Origin of the sequence: Micromonospora sp. NBC_01796, assembly GCF_035917455.1 — a bacterium.
Classification (GTDB): Bacteria; Actinomycetota; Actinomycetes; order Mycobacteriales; family Micromonosporaceae; genus Micromonospora_G.
Window position 1 is genome coordinate 2334248 of record NZ_CP109078.1, and the last position, 19696, is coordinate 2353943.

The 19696-nt window shown below is 71.4% G+C and carries 17 protein-coding genes and 1 pseudogene; 7 read left to right on the top strand and 11 right to left on the bottom strand.

The features are described 5' to 3' along the window. Nucleotides 1-43: 43 nt before the first annotated feature. Together OIE47_RS10660 and OIE47_RS10665 are read right to left on the bottom strand one after the other, a co-directional pair. The gene (locus OIE47_RS10660) at nt 44-823 is read right to left on the bottom strand and encodes a glucose 1-dehydrogenase (RefSeq protein WP_326561336.1); all 780 of its coding nucleotides are present in this window, start codon (nt 821-823) and stop codon (nt 44-46) included. Next, nucleotides 820-2646, bottom strand: a complete 1827-nt coding sequence (locus tag OIE47_RS10665; RefSeq protein ID WP_326563050.1) for a glycoside hydrolase family 15 protein — start codon at nt 2644-2646, stop codon at nt 820-822. Before OIE47_RS10665 ends, OIE47_RS10660 begins: the two co-directional genes overlap by 4 nt. A 242-nt stretch (nt 2647-2888) precedes the next feature. On the opposite strand from OIE47_RS10665, the gene OIE47_RS10670 reads away from it, so the two are divergent. After that, a complete protein-coding gene (locus tag OIE47_RS10670) occupies nt 2889-3920 on the top strand; it encodes an NADPH:quinone reductase (RefSeq protein WP_326561337.1) in 1032 nt (343 codons plus the stop codon). A 1-nt stretch (nt 3921) separates the two neighbouring features. Here OIE47_RS10670 and OIE47_RS10675 read toward each other — a convergent pair whose 3' ends face one another. Continuing rightward, on the bottom strand, nt 3922-4164 hold the full coding sequence (locus OIE47_RS10675; protein WP_326561338.1) for a hypothetical protein: 243 nt from the start codon (nt 4162-4164) through the stop codon (nt 3922-3924). A gap of 254 nt (nt 4165-4418) precedes the next feature. Here OIE47_RS10675 and OIE47_RS10680 point away from each other — a divergent pair, with 254 nt between their 5' ends. Further along, complete coding sequence (locus OIE47_RS10680) at nt 4419-4871, top strand: ribonuclease domain-containing protein (protein WP_326561339.1); 453 nt, start codon at nt 4419-4421, stop codon at nt 4869-4871. 84 nt (nt 4872-4955) lie between these two features. Then, the gene (locus OIE47_RS10685) at nt 4956-5357 is read left to right on the top strand and encodes a barstar family protein (protein WP_326561340.1); all 402 of its coding nucleotides are present in this window, start codon (nt 4956-4958) and stop codon (nt 5355-5357) included. An 85-nt stretch (nt 5358-5442) separates the two neighbouring features. Here OIE47_RS10685 and OIE47_RS10690 read toward each other — a convergent pair whose 3' ends face one another. The 3 genes from OIE47_RS10690 to OIE47_RS10700 form a co-directional block, all read right to left on the bottom strand. Further along, complete coding sequence (locus tag OIE47_RS10690) at nt 5443-5916, bottom strand: hypothetical protein (RefSeq protein ID WP_326561341.1); 474 nt, start codon at nt 5914-5916, stop codon at nt 5443-5445. 67 nt (nt 5917-5983) lie between these two features. Further along, nucleotides 5984-6943 carry a DUF559 domain-containing protein gene (locus tag OIE47_RS10695; protein WP_326561342.1) on the bottom strand — a complete coding sequence of 320 codons (960 nt, stop codon included), beginning with the start codon at nt 6941-6943 and terminating at the stop codon, nt 5984-5986. Nucleotides 6944-7085: 142 nt separating this feature from the next. Continuing rightward, complete coding sequence (locus tag OIE47_RS10700) at nt 7086-8759, bottom strand: fatty acid--CoA ligase (RefSeq protein WP_326561343.1); 1674 nt, start codon at nt 8757-8759, stop codon at nt 7086-7088. A gap of 121 nt (nt 8760-8880) precedes the next feature. On the opposite strand from OIE47_RS10700, the gene OIE47_RS10705 reads away from it, so the two are divergent. Then, the gene (locus OIE47_RS10705; protein ID WP_326561344.1) at nt 8881-9375 is read left to right on the top strand and encodes an NUDIX domain-containing protein; all 495 of its coding nucleotides are present in this window, start codon (nt 8881-8883) and stop codon (nt 9373-9375) included. Between the two features lie 28 nt (nt 9376-9403). On the opposite strand, the gene OIE47_RS10710 is transcribed toward OIE47_RS10705, so the two are convergent. Next, nucleotides 9404-11020 carry an MDR family MFS transporter gene (locus OIE47_RS10710; protein ID WP_326561345.1) on the bottom strand — a complete coding sequence of 539 codons (1617 nt, stop codon included), beginning with the start codon at nt 11018-11020 and terminating at the stop codon, nt 9404-9406. A 191-nt stretch (nt 11021-11211) separates the two neighbouring features. On the opposite strand from OIE47_RS10710, the gene OIE47_RS10715 reads away from it, so the two are divergent. The 3 genes and pseudogenes from OIE47_RS10715 to OIE47_RS10725 form a co-directional block, all read left to right on the top strand. Beyond that, nucleotides 11212-12516 carry an MFS transporter gene (locus tag OIE47_RS10715; RefSeq protein ID WP_326561346.1) on the top strand — a complete coding sequence of 435 codons (1305 nt, stop codon included), beginning with the start codon at nt 11212-11214 and terminating at the stop codon, nt 12514-12516. 85 nt (nt 12517-12601) lie between these two features. Next, nucleotides 12602-14344: a D-glycero-beta-D-manno-heptose 1-phosphate adenylyltransferase gene (gene rfaE2, locus OIE47_RS10720; protein ID WP_326561347.1), complete on the top strand. Its 1743-nt coding sequence runs from the start codon at nt 12602-12604 to the stop codon at nt 14342-14344. A 14-nt stretch (nt 14345-14358) separates the two neighbouring features. Continuing rightward, nucleotides 14359-15213 (top strand): annotated as a pseudogene (locus OIE47_RS10725) (glycosyltransferase family 2 protein); the annotation flags it as partial. Between the two features lie 195 nt (nt 15214-15408). Here OIE47_RS10725 and OIE47_RS10730 read toward each other — a convergent pair. The 4 genes from OIE47_RS10730 to OIE47_RS10745 all read right to left on the bottom strand — a co-directional run bounded on the left by OIE47_RS10730 (nt 15409) and on the right by OIE47_RS10745 (nt 19668). After that, nucleotides 15409-16512 (bottom strand): glycosyltransferase family 9 protein, encoded by a 1104-nt coding sequence (locus tag OIE47_RS10730; RefSeq protein ID WP_326561348.1) that lies wholly within the window; start codon nt 16510-16512, stop codon nt 15409-15411. 15 nt (nt 16513-16527) lie between these two features. Continuing rightward, nucleotides 16528-17217 carry an Hsp20/alpha crystallin family protein gene (locus OIE47_RS10735; RefSeq protein WP_326561349.1) on the bottom strand — a complete coding sequence of 230 codons (690 nt, stop codon included), beginning with the start codon at nt 17215-17217 and terminating at the stop codon, nt 16528-16530. Then, nucleotides 17214-17726, bottom strand: coding sequence for a DUF2231 domain-containing protein (locus tag OIE47_RS10740; RefSeq protein WP_326561350.1), 513 nt, complete (start codon nt 17724-17726; stop codon nt 17214-17216). The genes OIE47_RS10735 and OIE47_RS10740 overlap by 4 nt, the downstream gene beginning before the upstream one ends. A gap of 208 nt (nt 17727-17934) precedes the next feature. Then, entirely contained in the window at nt 17935-19668 is a 1734-nt protein-coding gene (locus tag OIE47_RS10745; RefSeq protein WP_326561351.1) for a PIG-L family deacetylase, read from the bottom strand. Nucleotides 19669-19696 lie beyond the last annotated feature (28 nt).

The following is a 19696-nucleotide window of genomic DNA, read 5'->3' on the forward strand; positions in this document are numbered from 1 at the left end:
GTCCTCGTGAGAAACGAACGTGAATGTCGTGAGTGACGGGGCGTCAGGCGCCCTGACCCTGGTTCTGCATCAGGCCGCCGTCGATGAAGTAGGTGGAGCCGGTGACGTAGTCGGAATCCGGGCTGGCAAGGAAGACGGCCAGCCGGCCGATCTCGGACGGTTCGGCGGCCCGCCGGAACGGGATGCTCTGCACCTGTTCCTCCAGGTAGCGGGGGTTGTCGATCGCCTCCTGGTTGAACGGGGTGAGCACCATCCCCGGCCCGATGTTGTTCACGTTGATCTTCAGTGGGGCGACTTCGAGGGCGAGGCTGTTGGTCAGGTTGCGCAGCGCGCCCTTGCAGACGTCGTAGTCGGTGCCGCCGACCCGGGGAGTCTCCTGGTGCACCGAGCTGATGTTGATGATTTTGCCGTTTCCGCCCTGCTCCTTGCGGTGCTGGACGAACCGGCGGCAACAGAAGAAGGCCCCGTAGACGTTGGTCCGGATCGCGGTATCCCAGGTCGCCGTGTCCATTTCGGACACCGGGATGCCGGAGGCGTCGATGCCGGCGTCGTTCATCAGCACGTCCAGGCTGCCGAACTCGATCAGCGCCTGGTCGAACATCGCCTCGACCTGGTTCTCGTCGGTGATGTCCCCCTGGACGATGATCGCCCGCTGGCCGGCCTGCTCGACCATGTCCCGGGTGTGCATCGCGCCGTCGTGGTCGTGCAGGTAGTGCACCACCACGTCGGCGCCCTCCTTGGCGAACTCGATCGCGGTGGCCTGACCGATTCCCGAATCAGAGCCGGTGATGAGCGCCTGCCGGCCGTCCAGTCGTCCACTCACTTTTTCTCCCCCTCGGTCGATGTGTAGACACCGGCGGGAACACCGCCGGGTGCGGTCTCGGTGAGGCGCCAGGCCGTATTGATCAGTGCCATGTGGGAAAGCGCCTGTGGGAAATTGCCCAACTGTTCCCCCGTACGCGGGTCGAACTGCTCGGCGAACAGGCCGAGGTCGTTGCCCCTGCCGACGAGGCTCTCGAACATCCGGGTCGCCCGCTCGTGTTCCCCCGCCAACGCCAGACAGTCCACCAACCAGAACGAACAGGGCAGGAAGGCGGCCGGATCCCCGTCCCACCGCCGGACGAGTCCGTCCTCGGTCAGGTCCTGCTCGATCCGGTCGATGGTGGCCCGCATCCGCGGATCGGTGGCGGGCAGGAAACCCCAGAGCGGCAGGGTGAGCACCGACGCGTCGAGCTTGTCGGACCCGAAAGCCCCCGTGTACGCACCGACGTCGGCATTCCAGCCCTGCTCCAGGATCGCCTCGCGGACGTCGGATCGGGCTCCCGCCCAGCGGGCGACATCCGCCCGGCTGCCGATCCGCTCGCCGAACCGGACCGCCCGGTCGAGCGCCACCCAGCAGCACGCCTTGGAAGAGACGTACTGCCGCTCCGTGTCCCGGAACTCCCACATGCCGGAGTCCGGCAACCGCCAGGTGGCCGCCGCCTGGTCCGCCAACGAGTGCAGCAACCGACACACCGACTCGTCCATCGGGTTCAGGTAGTCACGCAGCAGCCAGGCCGAGTCGAGCACCTCACCGAGTACGTCCGACTGCCGCTGCCGCCACGCCGCGTTGCCGAGCAGCACCGGCTTGCTGCCGGCGTACCCGCCGAGGGTGTCGACCGAGCGCTCGGTCAGGTCCCGTTCGCCCTCCAGGCCGTACATGATCGGCACCGGTGCCATGGTGACCCGCCCGACGGACTTGGCGACCCAGTCGAAGAGTCGGCTCGTCTCGTCGGGGCAGGCCGCCACCCAGAGCGCCCGCATGGTCAGGGAGAAGTCGCGCAGCCAGGCGTAGCGGTAGTCGTAGTTGCGGTCACCACCGATCCGCTCCGGCAGCGAGGTGGTGGCGGCGGCCACGACCGCGCCACCGGGTGCGTACGTCAGTCCCTGTAGGACGAGGGAGTTTCGGCGTACCAGGTCCCGGTACCGTCCCCGGTAGTCGTGGTTCGCCAACCAGGAACGCCACCCCGCCACGGCGTCCAGCAACGCCGCCGGCACGTCCGTGTCGGCCGGGCGCCGGTCCCTGTCGCCGTAGGTGGACGAGTAGGCCAGGGCGAAGCTCTCTCGCTGACCGGCCTCGACGGTGAACCGCGCCGAGACGTCGATGTGGTCGCGGTGGACCGGTGCACTGGAGGTGAGGGTGAGCGTGGCGGCACCGGCCGTCGCCGTGACCTCCTGACCGTCCACCGTCAGGTACGCGGTCACCCGGCCGTACTCGAAGCGCGGGGCGAAGGACATCATCATCGGTACGCGCCCGGACAGCGCCTCGACCGTACGGAGCAGCATGCCGGGTGAGCGCCGACCGATCTGGTGACCTCGGGCGCCCGGCTCCAGCGCGAGCGCGTCGGTCACCGCGACCGCCCCGTCCCCGGTGGTGAAGACCGTACGCAGCACCAACGTCTCGTCCAGGTACGCCCGTTCGACCTCGAAGTCGGCTTCGGGGCGGATCGACCAGTGCCCGCCCCCGTCGTCCAGCAGCCGGGCGAAGACCGACGGGCTGTCGAACCGCAACGGGCACCACCAGTCGACCGAGCCGTCCCGACCGACGAGTGCACCGGTGAGGCCGTCGGCCAGGAAGCCGTAGTCGCTGATCCGGTTGCCGTTCACCGGCGCACCGTCCGGGACTGCCCGTCCCCCGATGTCCGGTACGCCACCAGCCGTCATCCCGCAGCCCAGCGCCACGACACCTCCCCCGGACCGGAAGAACCTCGGGTACCCGTGCACGGACAGCGATAACCGATCCGGCACCGGCCTCGGCACCGACGACCCGTCGGGCAAAGCCGGAACCGCCACGAAGCTTCCTATAAGTGGGGAAAATGGGGCTAACCGCGCCAGTCAGGGAGACCACCATGAAGGCAGCCGTCTACACCCGTACCGGTGATCCGGGCGTGCTGGAGCTGGCCGACCAGCCCATCCCCGAGCCGGAGGCGGGCGAGGTGCTGGTACGGATGGCCTTCGCCGGGGTCAACCCGACGGACGTGAAGTCCCGCTCCGGCGACGGCAGCCCACCCCCGTACGGCTGGCAGATCCCCGGCCAGGATGGTGCGGGCGTGATCGAGGCAACCGGTCACGGGGTGGACTCGACCCTGGTCGGCGAGCGGGTGTGGGTGTGGGAAGCGGCCGGAACCCGCCCCTGGGGTACGGCAGCCGAGTACACCCTCGTACCGTCCCGCCAGATCGTCCTGCTCGGCCCGGCCCCGTTCGAGGTCGGCGCGGTGCTCGGCATCCCGTTCCTGACCGCGCACCGCTGCCTGACGGTCGGCGAGATGGTGCCCCGACACCTCGACCTCGGCAGCCTGGCCGACCACGTCGTGCTGGTACAGGGCGGCGCGGGCGCGGTCGGGAACGCGGCGATCCAGCTCGCCCGGTGGGCCGAGGCCACCGTGATAGCCACGGTCAGCAGTTCGGAGAAGGCGCAACTCGCCGCTGCCGCCGGCGCCTCACACGTGATTAACTACCGGCAGCAGGACGTGGTCGCCGAGGTGAAGAAGATCGCCCCGCACGGGGTCGACACCATCGTCGAGGTGGCCGGGGACCAGAACGCGCCGATCGACGCGCAGGTGATCGGACACGGCGGAGTCGTCTCCGTCTATTCGTACCGGGGCGACGGCGAACTGAGCCTGCCCGGGACGCGGTTCATGTCCCCGAACGCCCGCTGGCAGTTCGTGTCGGTCTTCCAGGTGCCCGCGACGGCGAAGGCGCAGGCCGTACAGGATGTGGCCACGGCCGCGACGCAGGGCGGCGTCCGGGTCGGCGCGGACGCCGGCCTGCCGCTGCACTTCTACCCGCTCGCCGAGGCCGCCGACGCGCACGCGGCGGTGGAGGCCTCGGCGGTCGGCAAGGTCCTGATCAGCACCAGCCAGGAAGAACCGGCACCGTAGCTCAGCCGCTGCGGCGGTTGCCCCACTGGCGCGGCCCCTGGACCGAGCCCCGGCCACCGAAGCTCTTGCCCTTGCCCTGCGGCGTCTGCTGCGAGGCGCCCTTGCCCCGGCGGGCGGCCCGGTTCAGAAAGGTCGGTTCGGCGTCCTCGGCCGGCTCTTCACCCTCGGCCGGGTCGGAACCCTCGGTCAGTTCGGGGGCCTCGGTGACATCGTCGGTGTTCTCGGGGCCACTCGGATCCGGCATCGTTCTCTCCCTGCAGCTCGTGGGTACGGGTCACACGACAGCGCCGGGCTCCGCACTGGAAATCCCCTGAAGCTTACGGCCACACGGGAACACCCCCGCAGCCGACCAACCGGTACGCCCCCGACCGGGACGGAAACATATGGCAGATCATCGATTAATTTAACCTCCGCCCCCTTCCGGGGCAGGCATCCACTACCGAGGATGGATCACGACCCGCACACCCCCGCGGGCTCCCACCGGCACTGGAGGCCACCATGACCGTCCTCGCCCCGCCCGCCGCCGTCGCCCGATCGCGACCGCAGCGTCTGCTCGCCAGCTTCGCCCTGCTCGCCGCCATGATCGCGGCGATGCTGGTCGGTCCGGCGGTGGTGGCGCCCTCGCACACCAGCTCGGCTTCGGCCGCCGTCTACAGCTCCTGCACCATCTCCCGGTGCGCCGACGCCCGTACCGCGCGCAGCGGCTGGGCCAGCCGGAGCTTCCCCACCGCGCGTGGCTGGGTCTCCTGGAGCGGCGGGCTCTCCAACTACGCCGGTGGTCGGCACATGAACTACGAGGGCCAGCTCCCGACGAACGCCACCTACTACGAGTACGACGTCTACCCCCGCCGCCAGGGTGCCGCCCGCGACGCGTACCGGATCGTGGTCAACAAGGCCACCGGGGCGACCTGGTTCACCCCGAACCACTACGCCGACTTCTACCGGCTCTGAACCAGTAGAGCCCGAGTCAGGACGTACCGTCGGGCCGGGCGGCAGTCGCCCGGCCCGACAGCTCCGCCCAAGCGAGGGAACCAGATGGCAGAACCGACCGATCCGCACCTACCGCCGTGGCTGAGTCTGTCCACCGAGCCGGCCGTACCGTCGAGCGCGTCGGTGGTGAGCGGTGCCGCCAGTCGTACCCGGGACGGCCTGTTCACCGAATGGGCGGCGGCGCTGGATTTCCCGCCCTACTTCGGCCGGAACTGGGACGCCCTCCTGGACGCGCTGCGGGACCTGGCCGAGGCGCGCCCGTACCCACTGGTCGTGACCGACGCCGCCGAGTTGCTCGCCGACGAGCCGCCCGCGCAGCTCGCGACCCTGCTGGCCGTGATCGGTTCGGTCGGTGGTGAGTCGGTGCCGGCGTTGCGGGTGGTGCTGACCACCGGACCGGGCGAATTGTCGGCCCTGCACGAGCGGCTCGCCGCCGCGCTGGCCTGACCAGCCAGGGCCTGACCAGCCTGCCCCGGACCGGCGAGGTCCTGACCGGCCTGCCCCGGACCGGCGAGGGCCTGACCGGGCAGGGTCAGGGCAGCTCGTTGGTCTGGACGACGAAAATCTCGGCCAGCGACGCGTCGAGGTAGTCGGCGAGCGGCCGGCGGGTGACCGCGAGCAGGTCGGCGACGAGCAGCGGCGCGTGCCGGGCCATCGCCGCCGGCTCGACCCGCGGCGCCTCCTCCTCCGAGGGGTGTACGCCGAGAGCGGCCGTCAACAGCAGCACCAGCACGGTCGGGTCCAACTCGGGGAACCAGCCGATGTTGTCGACGGCGCACCGCTTCAGCACCACCTGGAGGTCGTCGCTGTCCAGCCCGTCCGGGTGCACCTCCTCCAGCAGCATCCGTACCACCCCGCCGAGCACCAGCCCGACCTGTTCGGGGTTGCGGGCCGCCAACTCCACCGCAGCCCCCTCGTACGCCTCCGCGTCCCGCGCCGCGACCGCCGCGACACTCCGCTGCGCCGCCCGCCCGATCACCCGCCCCACCGCCACCCCTGAGTCCATGCACCCATTCAACTCGCTGTGGCGTTCCACTGCCCCTATGGGGGCAGCAGACCGCCGCAGCCAACCGTCATGCTTCCCAGCCGGCGGCTGTCAGGGCGGCCCGGAGTTGGGCGACCACCTCGGCAGGACGGTCGCGGACCACCCAGGCGGGGAACCGGAGTACGCGCACACCACTGATCCACAGGTCGTTCTGCCGGCGCATGTCCGCCCACCAGTGGCGTACCTCCAGGTGCTGGCTGCCGTCGATCTCCACGTGCACCCGCCACTCGTCGAAGTGGACGTCGAGATAGCGGCGCCGCCCCCGAGCGTCCGTACGCCGTACCTGCCGGCTCGGCTCTGGCAGCCGCGCCCGGCGGCAGAGCCGGAGGAAGTCGGATTCGGCGATCGAGCCGGCACCGTCGCGGGCGTCGGCAGCGGCGGCGGCGGCGGCGATCAGGCCACGCCGGTACGCGTTCGGCATCCGGTCCAGCACCTCGTCCAACTCGCCCCCACTGATCAGCCGTTGCTGGAACCCGGCGGCGATCACGGCTCTGGCCCGGTCGTCCGTCGGCGCCCACTGGGCGGCGTCGACGAGCGATCGGGCGGGCATGGTGCAGGGTGGTTGCCCGAGCCGGTGCACGTCGGCCTCGGGCAAGTGCCGGGTCCGGTGCACCACGACGCCGTACGGCGGGTCGAGGTCCCGGCGGGTGGCGGAGATCAGTACGTGCAGGGCTTCGCTGTGGTATCCGCGCAGGCCGAGCAACTCCAGGGCGGAGGGTCCGGCGAGGACCGCCCGGCGTACCCCGAGCACCGCCACCCACCGGCGCTGCTCCCGGGTGATCGGGCCGGTGTGGGCGAGGTAGATCCCACGTCCGGCCGCCTGCCAGCGTCCGGAGGCGAGCCGGTGGCGCACCGCCTTGGGCGAGAGGTGCCGGAGCGCCTGACGCCGGTTGACCACGTCCGACTGAAGGTCGAGCAGGTGGGTCAACGCGTCGGCGTCGGGCGGTGGTGGTGGACGCAGGCCCGGTACGGGGTCGCGGCGCAACATCCGCCCACCCTCTCGACTCACCCCCTCCGCCGCCACCCCCACCCACCAACCTGTGGATAACCGGGGCTGGTCCCGCAGCGCTGTGGCGTTCCACTGCCCCTATGGGGGCAGCGGACCCGCCGCAGCCCACGGGCAGACCGGGTCAGGCGTCGAGGGTTTCGACGGTGAGGGCGTTGCTGGCGTGGGTGGCCCGGAGCTGTTTCTTGTCGAACTTGCCGACGCTGGTCTTCGGGATCGCGTCGACGAAGGTCCAGTGCTCGGGGAGCTGCCACTTCGCGATCCGCTCACCGAGGAAGTCGCGCAGTTCGGTCGCGCTCGCGGAGGCGCCCTCGCGGAGTACGACGGCGGCGAGCGGGCGTTCGTCCCAGCGTTCGTCGGGTACACCGACGACACACGCCTCGTGCACGGCAGGGTGGGCCATCAGGTGGTTCTCCAACTCCACCGACGAGATCCACTCCCCGCCGGACTTGATCACGTCCTTGGCCCGGTCGGTGAGGACCAGGTAGCCGTCCGGGGAGAGGGTGCCGACGTCGCCCGTACGCAGCCAGCCGTCGCGGAACTTCTCCGGGTCGGGGTCGTCGTCCCCGACGTACCGCGAGGTGACCCAGGGGCCGCGGACCTCCAGCTCTCCGACGGCCCGGCCGTCGGTGGGCATCGGCTCACCTGCGGGGCCGACGATCCGGGCGCGGACCGCCGCCGGGAGCCGCCCCTGGGTGTAGCGGTAGGACCAGGCGTCGTCGCCTTCGGCACCGGCCGGTGGGCGGGCCACCGAACCGAGCGGCGACATCTCGGTCATGCCCCAGGCGTGGATCACGTCGATCCTGTGCCGGTCGTCGAAGGCGTGCATCAGCGCCGGTGGGCAGGCCGAGCCGCCGACGATCACCTCGGTCAGCGACGAGGTGTCGACCGGGTTGCCGTCCAGGTGGGCGAGCAGGTCGTTCCAGATGGTCGGCACCGCCCCGGCCAGGGTCGGGCGCTCGGCGGCGATCATCTCGGCGATCGGGGCGCCCTGGAGGAACCGGTCCGGCATGATCAGCGAGGCGCCGGACATCAGCGCCGCGTACGGGATGCCCCAGGACATGGCGTGGAACATCGGCACGATGGCGAGTTCCCTGGTGGTCGGGCCGAGCCCGAAGCCCTCCGCCATGCAGATCTGCATCGAGTGCAGCCAGATCGACCGGTGCGAGTAGGCCACGCCCTTCGGGTGGCCGGTGGTGCCGGAGGTGTAGCAGAGGGCGGCGGCGTCGCGCTCGTCCACGTCCGGCCAGTCGTACCGCTGCGGCTTGTCCCGCAGCAGGTCGTCCCAACGGTGTACGCCGACCGTCCGGCCACCGGCGGCAGCGGCCTCGACCAGCGGGGTCGGGTCGCCGCCACCGACCACCACCAGGTGCTCGACCGTGGTCAGCTCCGGCAGCACCCGCGCCAGCAACGGGATCAGCGTGCTGTCGACCAGGATCACCCGGTCCTGCGCGTGGTTGGCGATGTACGCGACCTGGTCGGGGAAGAGGCGCAGGTTGAGGGTGTGCAGCACGGCGCCCATGCTCGGTACGGCGAGGTAGGCGACCAGGTGCTCGTTGTTGTTCCACATGAAGGTGGCGACCCGCTGGTCCCCGGTGACCCCGAGGTCGTCGCGGAGCGCGTACGCGAGTTGCGCGGCGGCGGCACCGACCTCGGCGTACGTCATCCGCCGGCTGGGCCCACCGGCGGACGGATCGGCTCCGGTCCAGGTGACCACCTCGGAGCCGCCGTGCACCGTGCTGCCATGTTCGAGGATCCGGGAGATCTGGAGGGGAACATCCATCATGGTGCTGCGCATGCGAAACAAACTAGTGGCCCAGTTCACACTTTGGAAACCCTTGTGACCCTCGCCGGGGGGCGATCCGGGAAGCCCGGAGCAGCGGCCTCGGTGGGCCGGTCCGCTGCCCTAGAGTGATCGGATGAGCAGCATTTCGTGGGCGGAGTCCTACCTCGGGCAGCTTCGTACGCTCGCCGGTGACCGAACCCTGATGTTCGTCGGCGCCCGGGGCGTGGTCCGGGACGCGGCCGGTCAGGTCCTGCTGATCGAACGCTCCGACAACGGCGACTGGGCGATGCCGGCCGGGGCGATGGAACTGGGCGAGTCGATCAGCGACTGCGTGGTCCGGGAGGTGTGGGAGGAGACCGGGCTGCGGGCGCAGGCGGTGACCCCGTTCGCGTTCTACACCGGCCCGGACCGCACCTTCACCAACATGTACGGCGACACGTACCAGCTCTTCGTGGTCGCGTTCCGGATCGAGACCTGGTCCGGTGAGCTGTTGACGGTCACCGACGAGACCACCAACGCGGGCTTCTTCCCGCCCCGGGGCCTGCCGACGCCGACCTCCCCGACGGTCCTGGAGACCCTGGACGACCTGGCGGTCTTCGAGCGCACCAACCAACTCGTACTCAAGTAGGCCGGTGCGCCCGTAACGGCAACCGCGGCTAGATCATCGTCTGGGCGTTGGCTTCCATGTCGGTCGCGGCGTCGTCGTGCGACTCCTTGTCCAGGGGCGTACCGGCGCTACCGGCACCGCGCAGTTCCGCGTTCGGCATCAGGACGGTGAGCACCACCGCCACGACCGCGATCAGGCCGGCGACCAGGAAGACCAGGTGCAGCCCGCTGACGAAGCTCTGCTGTACGGCGTCGCGGAGCGGGTCCGGCAGCGCCATGATCTTCGCCGGTTCGTTGATGGAGAACGAACTCGGGTCGATCGGGGCCTGCTGCTCCGGCGGCAGCTTGGACAGTGCCGTCGGCAGCCGGTCGGTGAGTCCACCGGTCAGCCGGGTGGAGAGCAGGGTGCCGAGGATGGCCACCCCGAACGAACCGCCGAGCGAGCGGAAGAAGGTGACGGTTGACGTACCGGCGCCGAGGTCGCGTACCTCGACCGAGTTCTGCACCCCGAGGATCAGCGACTGCATGCAAAGGCCGAGCCCGATGCCGATGATCACCATGTAGAGGAACGCCAGCCAGAGCGTGGAGCGGACCTGGAGCTGGGTGAAGAGCAGCATGCCGAGCACCAGCAGCACCGCGCCGGCCACCGGGAACCACTTGTACCGGCCGATCCGGCTGATCGCCCGACCGGTGAGGACCGAGGTGACGATGATCCCGGCCATCATCGGCAGCATCAGCAGACCGCTGTTGGTCGGCGACGCGCCCTTGACGATCTGCAGGTACAGCGGGATGAAGATGATCGACCCGAACATCACCAGGCCGAGGATGAACGAGGCGGCGTTGCCGAGCGCGAAGGTACGGCGGCGGAACAGCCCGAGCGGCAGGATCGGCTCGGAGACCCGCGACTCCTGCCACAGGAAGACCACCGCGAGCAGCGCACCGACCGCGAACAGGGCGAGGATGAGCGGCGAGGCCCAGGCGTACTCGTTGCCGCCCCAGCTCAGTGCGAGCAGGAGCGAGCTGACCGAGGCCACCAGCAGGCCGGCACCGAGCCAGTCGACGGTGTGCTGCCGCTTGGTGAACGGGATCAGCCGCATCACGTAGAAGCTGACGATGATCGCCACGATCGCGAGCGGGACGTTGATGTAGAAGATCCAGCGCCAGTTGTGCTCGGCGAAGTAACCGCCGACCAGCGGGCCGGCGACCGAGGCGATGCCGAAGACCGCACCGAACAACCCCTGGTAGCGACCGCGCTCGCGGGGTGCCACCACGTCCGAGATGATGGTGAAGGCCAGGGTCAGCAGACCACCGGCGCCGATGCCCTGGATCGCCCTCGTGATGATGAGCTGGGTCATGTCCTGGGAGAGTCCGGCAAGCGCCGAGCCGACCAGGAACGTGCCGATCGAGAAGAGGAAGACCGGGCGGCGCCCGTACAGGTCGGCCATCTTGCCGTACAGCGGGGTGGAGGCGGTCGACGCCAACAGGTACGCGGTCACCACCCACGAGTAGTGGTTGATCCCGCCCAGCTCACCCACGATCGTCGGCAGTGCCGTACCGACGATCGTCTGGTCCAGGGCGGCCAGCAGCATGCCGGTCATCAGGCCGCTCATCAGGAGCAGGATCTGCCGGTGACTCAGCGTCGGCCGGGTGTTTTCGGCGGTCGTCATCGTGCTTTCTCCCCCCGCCGGCACGGAACATGCCTGGCGGGTGGCGACTCTTCCATCCGTACCCGCCGACCTACTTACCGGCCGGCAAGTATGTGATCCCTGACATCCCAAAGATCAGCGAATCCTGGGAGCACGCTGTACCGGCGGAAACCCGCTCGACGGCGACGCGTCGATCCGGGACGATCCGCGGGGTGAAGACCGGCCTGCTCCGGCGCCTGGCGCTGGACCTCACCCCGCTGCGTACGTCCAGGGACTTCCGGCTGGTCTTCTCGGCCGCCGGCATCTCCGGCTTCGGGTCGTTCATCACGTACGTCACCGTCCCGTACCAGGTGTACGAGATGACGAAGGATCCGCTGCTGGTCGGCCTGCTCGGGGTGGTGGAACTCGTACCCCTGCTCCTGATGGGTTTTGTCGGCGGCGCGCTCGCCGACTACCTGGACCGGCGCCGGCTGGTGCTCGGCGGCGAGATCGGGCTGACCCTGCTCTGCGGGGTGCTGCTGGTGAACTCGCTGTCCGACCGGCCGCACCTGTGGCTGCTCTACCTGGTCGCCGGGCTGACCGCGGCGGTCGACGGGCTGCAACGCCCGGCGATGGAGGGGCTGACCCCACGGTTGGTCACCCCGGCCGAGATCCCGGCGGCGAGCGCCCTCAACTCGCTGCGGATGCAGGTCGCCCAGCTCGCCGGGCCGGCACTGGCCGGGGTCCTGATCGCCTCGGTCGACCTGGCCTGGGTGTACGCCATCGACCTGGCCACCTTCGCCGCCTCGCTCGCCTGCCTGGCCCTGGTACGGGCGGTCCCGCCACCACCGGCCGCCGACCGCCCGTCGGTACGTTCGGTCCGCACCGGCCTGCGGTACGCCCGCAGCCGCCCCGAACTGCTCGGCACCTACCTGGTCGACATCAACGCGATGTTGTTCGGCATGCCGCAGGCGCTCTACCCGTTCATGGCCGACAAGCTCGGCGGCCCGGCCGTACTCGGGCTGCTCTACGCCGCCCCGGCGGTCGGTTCGCTGCTCGCCACGCTCGGCTCGGGCTGGACCCGGCAGGTGCACCGGCACGGGCTGATGGTGGTGCTCGCCGCCGGGGCCTGGGGGCTGGCCATCCTCGCCTTCGGGCTGGTCGACTCGCTCTGGCTGGCCCTGGTCCTGCTCGCCCTGGCCGGCGCCGCCGACATGGTCTCCGGGCTGTTCCGGATGATCATCTGGAACCAGACCATCCCCGACCACCTGCGCGGTCGGCTGGCCGGGATCGAGATGCTGTCCTACTCCACCGGTCCGCTGCTCGGCCAGTTGCGCTCCGGGCTGGCCGCCCGGTGGCTCGGCGTGAACGGCTCGATCGTCTCCGGCGGCCTGCTCTGCGTGGTCGGCACGATCGCCCTGGCCGCCGCGCTGCCGAAGTTCCTCCGCTACGACGGGCGCGACGGCCTGGCCCGCAAGGAGGCCGAGGACGCCGCCTGGGCCGCCGCCGCGACCACGCCGGCCAGCACCGTCGGATAACCCCGATCGGGTACGAACACCACCGGAACCCCCCGGCGTCGCCGGGCTACCGGTTTGGTGCTGGCGACAGCGGGGACCCGCCGGCATGGTGACCGGAGCAGAGGAAGATCGGCGACTTGCCGATGTGGTCGAGAGCTGGCTCGGGCGTGGCGTGCTGGTGGTCGGCGACGCGATGCTCGACGAGTGGCGGTTCGCCGATTCCGACCGGCTCTGCCGGGAGGCGCCCGCCCCCGTACTCACCCTGCGACGGCGGATCACCGCCGCCGGTGGCGCCGCGAACACCGCGGTGAACCTGAGCGCGCTCGGTGGCCGGGCGTCCCTGGTCGCACCGGTCGGCGCCGACGTGGCCGGCGACGAACTCCACGACTGCCTGGACCGGGCCGGGGTCTGGGACCGTACGGTCTCCCAGACCGGCCGCAGGACACCGGTCAAACGACGGATCCTCGCCGCCGACCAGATCCTGGTACGCGAGGACGAGGGCGACCGGGACGACCGGCTCTGCGACGACGGGGTGCAGCGACTGCTCGGCACCCTGGCCAGCGCCACCGAGGAACTGCGTGAGGTGACCGGCCAGCCGCCGACGCTGGTGATCTGCGACTACGGTCTCGGCGCCCTGCCCGAACCGATCCGCGCCTGGCTGGTCGAGCACCGGGACCTGTTCGGCACCGTGGCCCTCGACGCGCACGACCTGGCCTACTGGCGCGGACTCGCCCCGACCGTGGTGACGCCGAGCTTCGCCGAGGCCACCCGCCTGCTCAACTCCTCCGGCACGACCGCTGCCGCCCCTGCCGACCCTCCCGCCGAAGCACCGGCGGTGCGGCTGGCGGCGGGGCAGACGCCGACGGTGGAGATGCCGACGGTGGTGACGGAGGTTGTACCGCCGCTGCCGGAACGGCCGCGCGGGTTCACCGAGAGCACCGTCCACTCCGGCACCGATCGGGCCGGAGTGGCCCGGTCCCACCTCGCCGAGATCCGGGAACGTACCGGGGCGGACGTGGTGGCGGTGACCCTGGACACCGACGGGGCGGTGGTCGGCGGCCCCGACGGCGAGCCCCGGCGCAGCCACGCCACCCCGGTCCCGGCCAGCTACGCGGTCGGCGCGGGAGACGCGTACCTGGCCGCGATGACCCTGGCCCTGGCCGCGGGCGCACCACTGCCGACGGCCGCCCGACTCGCCCAACTCGCCGCCACCAGCACCGTCGCCGGGATGGGCACCTGTGTCTGCGTACGCGAGGATCTGCTTGCCGCTCTGGGGTCGACCGACGGCGACGGCGAACGGGCGCCGGCGGTGGTCGACCACGGCGGACTCGACGCGCTGATCGCCCGGCACCGCCGCGACGGCCGGTCGGTGGTCTTCACCAACGGCTGCTTCGACGTCCTGCACCGGGGTCACGTGCGCTACCTCGACCAGGCCCGCCAACTCGGCGACGTGCTGGTGGTGGCGGTCAACTCGGATGACAGCGTGCGCCGGCTCAAGGGCGCCGACCGGCCGGTGAACCCGGTCGAGGACCGGGTCGCGGTGCTCGCCGCGCTCGCCTGCGTGGACCACGTGGTGGTCTTCGAGGAGGACTCCCCGGCCGCGCTGATCGAGACGGTCCGGCCCGACGTGTACGTCAAGGGCGGCGACTACCCGCCCGAGATGGTCCCCGAGGCCCCGCTGGTACGCCGCCTCGGCGGCCAGGTCCGCACCCTCGGTTACGTGCCCGACCGTTCCACCTCGGCGATCATCGACCGCATCCGCTCCCAGACCGTGAACGGGCGGGCTCCCGCCACGAGCGACGCCCAGGAGCCGTCCCTCGCCGACAGCCCGACCGGCAGTACGCCGTGAGCCGCCCGCCCGTCGTGAACCGGCCGCTGGCCTCGGACGACGCGGCGGAGTTCCGTACCGACCGGCTGCTGGACGTGCTCGTACCGACCCGGAACCGCCCGGCCGAACTGGCCGTCACCCTGGCCGGGCTGGCCGCCCAGAGCGGGCCCGACGGGTTCGGGGTGGTGGTCAGCGACCAGTCCGGGGGCAGCCCCCCGTGGGCCCAACCCGCCGTCGCGGCGACCGTACGCGTGCTCCGGCACCTGGGGCACCCGGTGCTGCTCACCCGGCGGCTGCCCCGGCGTGGGCTGGCCGAACACCGCGCCTACCTGCTCGACCAGTCACTCGCCCGGTACGTCCTCTTCCTCGACGACGACGTCTGGCTCGAACCGAACGCGGTGCAGCGGCTGGTCGACGCCATCGGGGAGCTGGACTGCGGGTTCGTCGGCAACGCCGTACACGGGTTGTCCTATGTGGACGACGTACGGCCGGAGACGCACCGGCACTACCAGGAGTGGGACGGGCAGCCGGTCCCGGAGGAGATCCGTCCCGGCACCCCGGAATGGGACCGGGCCAGGATCCACCCCGCCGCGAACCTCCTGCACGTCACCGAGGCGGTGGGCCTGGCACCCGGCCAGTGGCGGGCGTACAAGGTCTCCTGGATCGGCGGGTGCGTGCTCTACGACCGGCTCCGGCTGCACGCCTCGGGCGGCTTCGACTTCTGGCGCCGGCTACCGGAGAAGCACCAGGGCGAGGACGTGGCCGCCCAGCTCGCCGTGATGAGCCGGTACGGCGGAGCCGGCATCCTGCCCAGCGGGGCCTACCACCTGGAGGCACCGACCACGGTCACCGACCGCCCGGTCGAGGCGTGGGAGATCGTCCTCGCCGAGCAGTCCACCGACCAGCCGCTGGACCGGTCAGCCGATCGGTCCGCCGAGCTGCCGGTGGAGGCGACGGAGACCCAACCGGCCTCGCTGGAGCCGCAGGCCGCGTCGCTCGAAACCCAGGCCGCCCTCGAACCGATGTAAGCAAGCCGCCCTCGAACCGGGGTGGGCAAGCCGCCCTCGAACCGGTGTGCGGCAGGGTCACTCGGCGTCGGTCAGGTCGGTGACCGCCTCCAGCACCTCCACCACGGGTACGTCGGTGACGAAGGAAACCCGGTGCGGACAGTCCCCGGCACCGGGGCGGGCCGGATAGATCCCCCGGCTGCAGTCGACCCCGCACTCCGGGCAGTTGATCGTCCAGGAGCCGATCGGCCGGTGCCGGGCCCGCAACGGGGTGGCGCAGTTGATCAGGTTGCCGACCCAGAAGATGCCGACGGTCGGCGTACCGACCGCCGCCGCGACGTGCACCGGACCGGTGTCGTTCGCGATCACCACGGCGCAGCCACTGTAGAACCCGAGCAGCCCGCCGAGCGACAACTCCCCGGCCAGCGACCGCACCGGTACGCGCGCCGCGTCGACCACCTGTCCGGCCAGCTCCCGCTCCTGTGGCGTACCGGTCACGAACACCTCGTACCCGTCGGCGACCAACCGATCGGCCACCTCGGCGAACCGCTCCGCCGGCCACCGTCGGCGCGGATCACTGGCACCCGGATGCAGGGCGATCCGTGGGCGGCTCGGCTCACCGAGGAGCGACCGGACCTCGGCCAGGTCCGACGGAGTCACGTGCAGTCGCGGGCTCACCGTCGCCGGGCTCACCCCGACCAGGCCGGCGACCTCCAGGTAGCGGAAGACCTCGGGCTGGTAGAACACGTACCGCAGCCACCGGTCCAGCTCCGGCGCACCCTCGGCGCGCAGTCCGGCGGTGACCCGGGCACCGAGCCCGGTGACGATCGGGTTCGAGTTCCCCCCACCGCCGTGCATCTGGAGGGCCAGGTCGAACCGTTCCTCGCGGGCAGCGGCCAGGAACTCCGCCATCGCGGTCGCGGAGGGTGCCGGCTCGTCCGGCCCGGCGGTCCGGATCCCCTCGGCCGGCGGCACCACCAGCACCCGGTCCACCGGTCCCGGCCGGTCGGCGAGCAGGCCGACGTGCCAGGGTGCCCCGATCAGGACCAGTTCGGCGTCCGGGTAACCGGCCCGCAGGGCCTCCAGGGCGGGCAGCGCGAAAATGAAGTCACCCAGAGCGTTCGCCCGGAGTACGGCGATCCGCTCGACATCCGGCACCAGGTCCCGTACCCGGCCGATCATCAGCGCGGACGCCGCTCAGCCGAAGTGACGTCGGGCCGGCTGGCTCGTACCCGCCTCGGGCTGGTGCAGTTCCCGGTCGGCCGCCGGATCGTCGGTGCTCCCGGTCATCCCGCCACCGGAACGGGCCGAACTGCCCGCGGTCAACGCCGCCTCACCGACCCGGCGGGCGGCCGCACCGGCGGGCAGGGCCGAACTGCCGCCACCCGTCGTCGCACCGGTTGTCGCGGCACCGCTGGTCCCGGCGGTGGTGGACCGGCTCGACGGGTAGCGCCGGCCGACGGTGATCGTACGGCGACCGGACCGGCCCGCCTTCGGCAACGCCACCGTGAGCAGCCCGTGGTCCATCACCGCGTCGATCCGGTCCAGGTCGACCTCACCCGGCAGCCGGACCCGGTGCTCGAACGCCCGTACCCGCGAACCGGCACCGGGCATCCCGCTGTCGGCGTTCACCTCTTCCTCGGACCGGGCCCGTACGCACAGGTCCCGCCCGTCGACCTCGAGCGCCACCTCTTCCGGCGCCACCCCCGGCAGCCGGGCGACCACGTACCAGCCGTCGTCGCTGTCCACCAGCTCCACCTCCGGCGGGCCGCCGCCGACACCGGCCAGCGCCGAGTTCACCATCCGGCCCAGCTCGGCGCGGAACGCCCGCAGCCCGGTCACCGCCTCCCGGCCACGATCGATCCCGGCCTGCACGGGTTGGCTCATCGGGCATCCCCCATCCGGCCCATGCCGTCCGCCGGGGCCGGACTCAACGAGCTGGAGGCGTTCAGCCCCGCATCCCGGTCGATCCCGACCCCGAGCCGGTCGACCAGTTCACCGCCGAACCAGGCACCGAGTCCGACCGCGCCGAGCGCCACCACCTCGATCGCGAAGATGGCGCCACCGGCACCGCGCTGGTCGGCGGTGAGCCGTACGGTCCAGATCGCGGCGAAGAGCAGGAGCACGGCGATGTTGACCGCCGCGTGACTCAACCCGATCCGCTTGGCCCGGGTGCCGGCCGGGATCGCCAGCAGGTCGACCGCGCCGGCCGCCGCGGCTAGGACGCCGCCGATCAACCCGACCAGGATGTTCCAGTACGCCACCTCGCCGAGGTACCTCGGGCCACCGACGATGTCGGCGAAGTCGAAGATCACCGCGGTCACGAAGAGCGCCACCGGGAACATGACCAACATCGGGTGCACCGGGTGACCCAGCGACTTGATCCGGCTCTCCATGGACGCCTCCCAGCTCCGCGGGCTGTCCCGCGCTGGGCCCGTACCCGGCTGTGACCTGGACAAACCCGATCGTTGCCGGATATCCGGCCGGTCCGGGGCACGCCCAGCGCGTCCTCGCGACGCGCCGCCCGACCGGTGGCGGGATGCCACCGGCCGGGCAGGCTGTCAGGCTGCGCCCTCGGCACCGGTCACGGTCGTTCCCGGCGGATCAGGACAGTGACGACCAGCCGCTCTCGGCGGGCCAGGACCGGTACGCGAGCGCCCCCGCCCGAGCGGCGAACACCTGTGGCCCGGTACCGGTGACCACAACCGCCGGGGTTTCGACGGTCCCGCCGAGGCTGGTCCAGGCCCCGGGCACGCTGTCGGCCCCGAGTTGGGCGACGGACACCCCGGAGGCGGCGTCGCGCGCGAAGGCGTACATCTGGTTGCCGTGCACGACGGTGGCGAGTTGCCCGACGCCACCGGGACCGGGCGCGGCCACCGGCGGCAGCCAACCGCCGCCGGGCGAGGCCTGGACGCTGACCGCGACGTCGGTACCGCCCCCGCGGCGGTAGACGACCCGGACCCGTCCGTCGGCACCGACCACCGCGCTCGGCGCGCTCGCCGGGACCATCGACGGCAGGACCTCGTTGCGGATCAGCGGGCCGTTCGGTACCGACTGGTACCAGTGCAGGACCTTGGCCCGGGTGGCGGCGAACACCTCGAGACAACCGGTCGGATTCAGTACGGCGCTGATCCCGTCCTGTACGTCGGTGCCACCCAGGTCGACCCAGGCACCCCAGCCGTCGCCGGGTGCGGGTTGGGACTTCACGCTGACCCCGCCACCGCCGTTCTTGACGAACAGGCACAGCCGCCCGTCGGCGTGCCGGGCGGCGGTCGGCGCGCCCATCTGGTTCGCGTTCGGCAGGGCCGCGTTGTGGTTGCCCAGGTCGGCCCAGGCGCTCGACCACGCGCTGTTCACGGCGGTCTGCCAGAGGACCACGATCCGGTGGTCCGACAGGCGCCGGGCGAACAGCTCCATCCGGCCGTCCACGTTGTGACCGACGGTGAGGGTCGGCGCCAGGGGGCCGCCCGCGTTGGCCAGGAAAACCGGCTGCGACCAGCCCCCGCCGGCGAGCTGCCACCAGGTGAACACCTGGCCCTGCCGGACGGTGAACACCTGCAACCGGCCGTCGGCGTTGCGCCCGATCCAGGTCGTACCCCGGGGCCACCGGTAGACCATCCGCTCGGTCCAACCGAGCGTCGCGGCGGCCGGGTCGTAGACCCGGTAGGCGTCGAAGGCGGCCAGCTTCCGGGTCGCCTGGTCGGGCGGCAGGTTCATCGGCAGTGACCCGATGCTGTACGCGCGGTACGACGTCACCGGAACCTGCGTCACCGCCTCCGTGACGAGTCGGGCCGTGGTCACGTGATCGCCGTGATCCGGTGGCGAGTACCGGGATTCCGGCAGCGGGTCGAGCGTCCGCACCTCGCCTATCGGGTAGAAGGCGACCAGGCCGGCGATCAGCGCCACCACGTCCGCCCTGTTGTACGTGTACTGGGGCACCCCCGCTCCCCCGTCGGGGATGACGGTCCGGTGCGGGGTGCCCGCGTACAGGTCGTCGAGCTCGCCGTCCCGCAGCCCGACGAAGATCAGGTGTACGCGCGCACCCTTCAGCATGTACCGCTCGATCTGCCTCCCGTTGATGCTGATCACGTCGTGGTTCCACTCGGCCTGGTTCCCGGCCGGTGTGACCCCGGCCATCACCGCGTGCGCGTCCTGGATGCCGCGTTGCCGGTTGCGGGCCCGCTCCCCCTCCTCGGTGCCGAGGCCGGAGAGCTGACCGGCGGTCAGGAAGGCGGTGATCGTGGCGGTGCCGGAGCGGATCGTGTCGGCCAGGTCCGTACTGAGGAACAGCAGATCGTCGTCCTCGTGGGCGACCACGTGCAGGATCGGATCGGACATGGATCTCCTAGGGGTGCTGAGGGGTGAG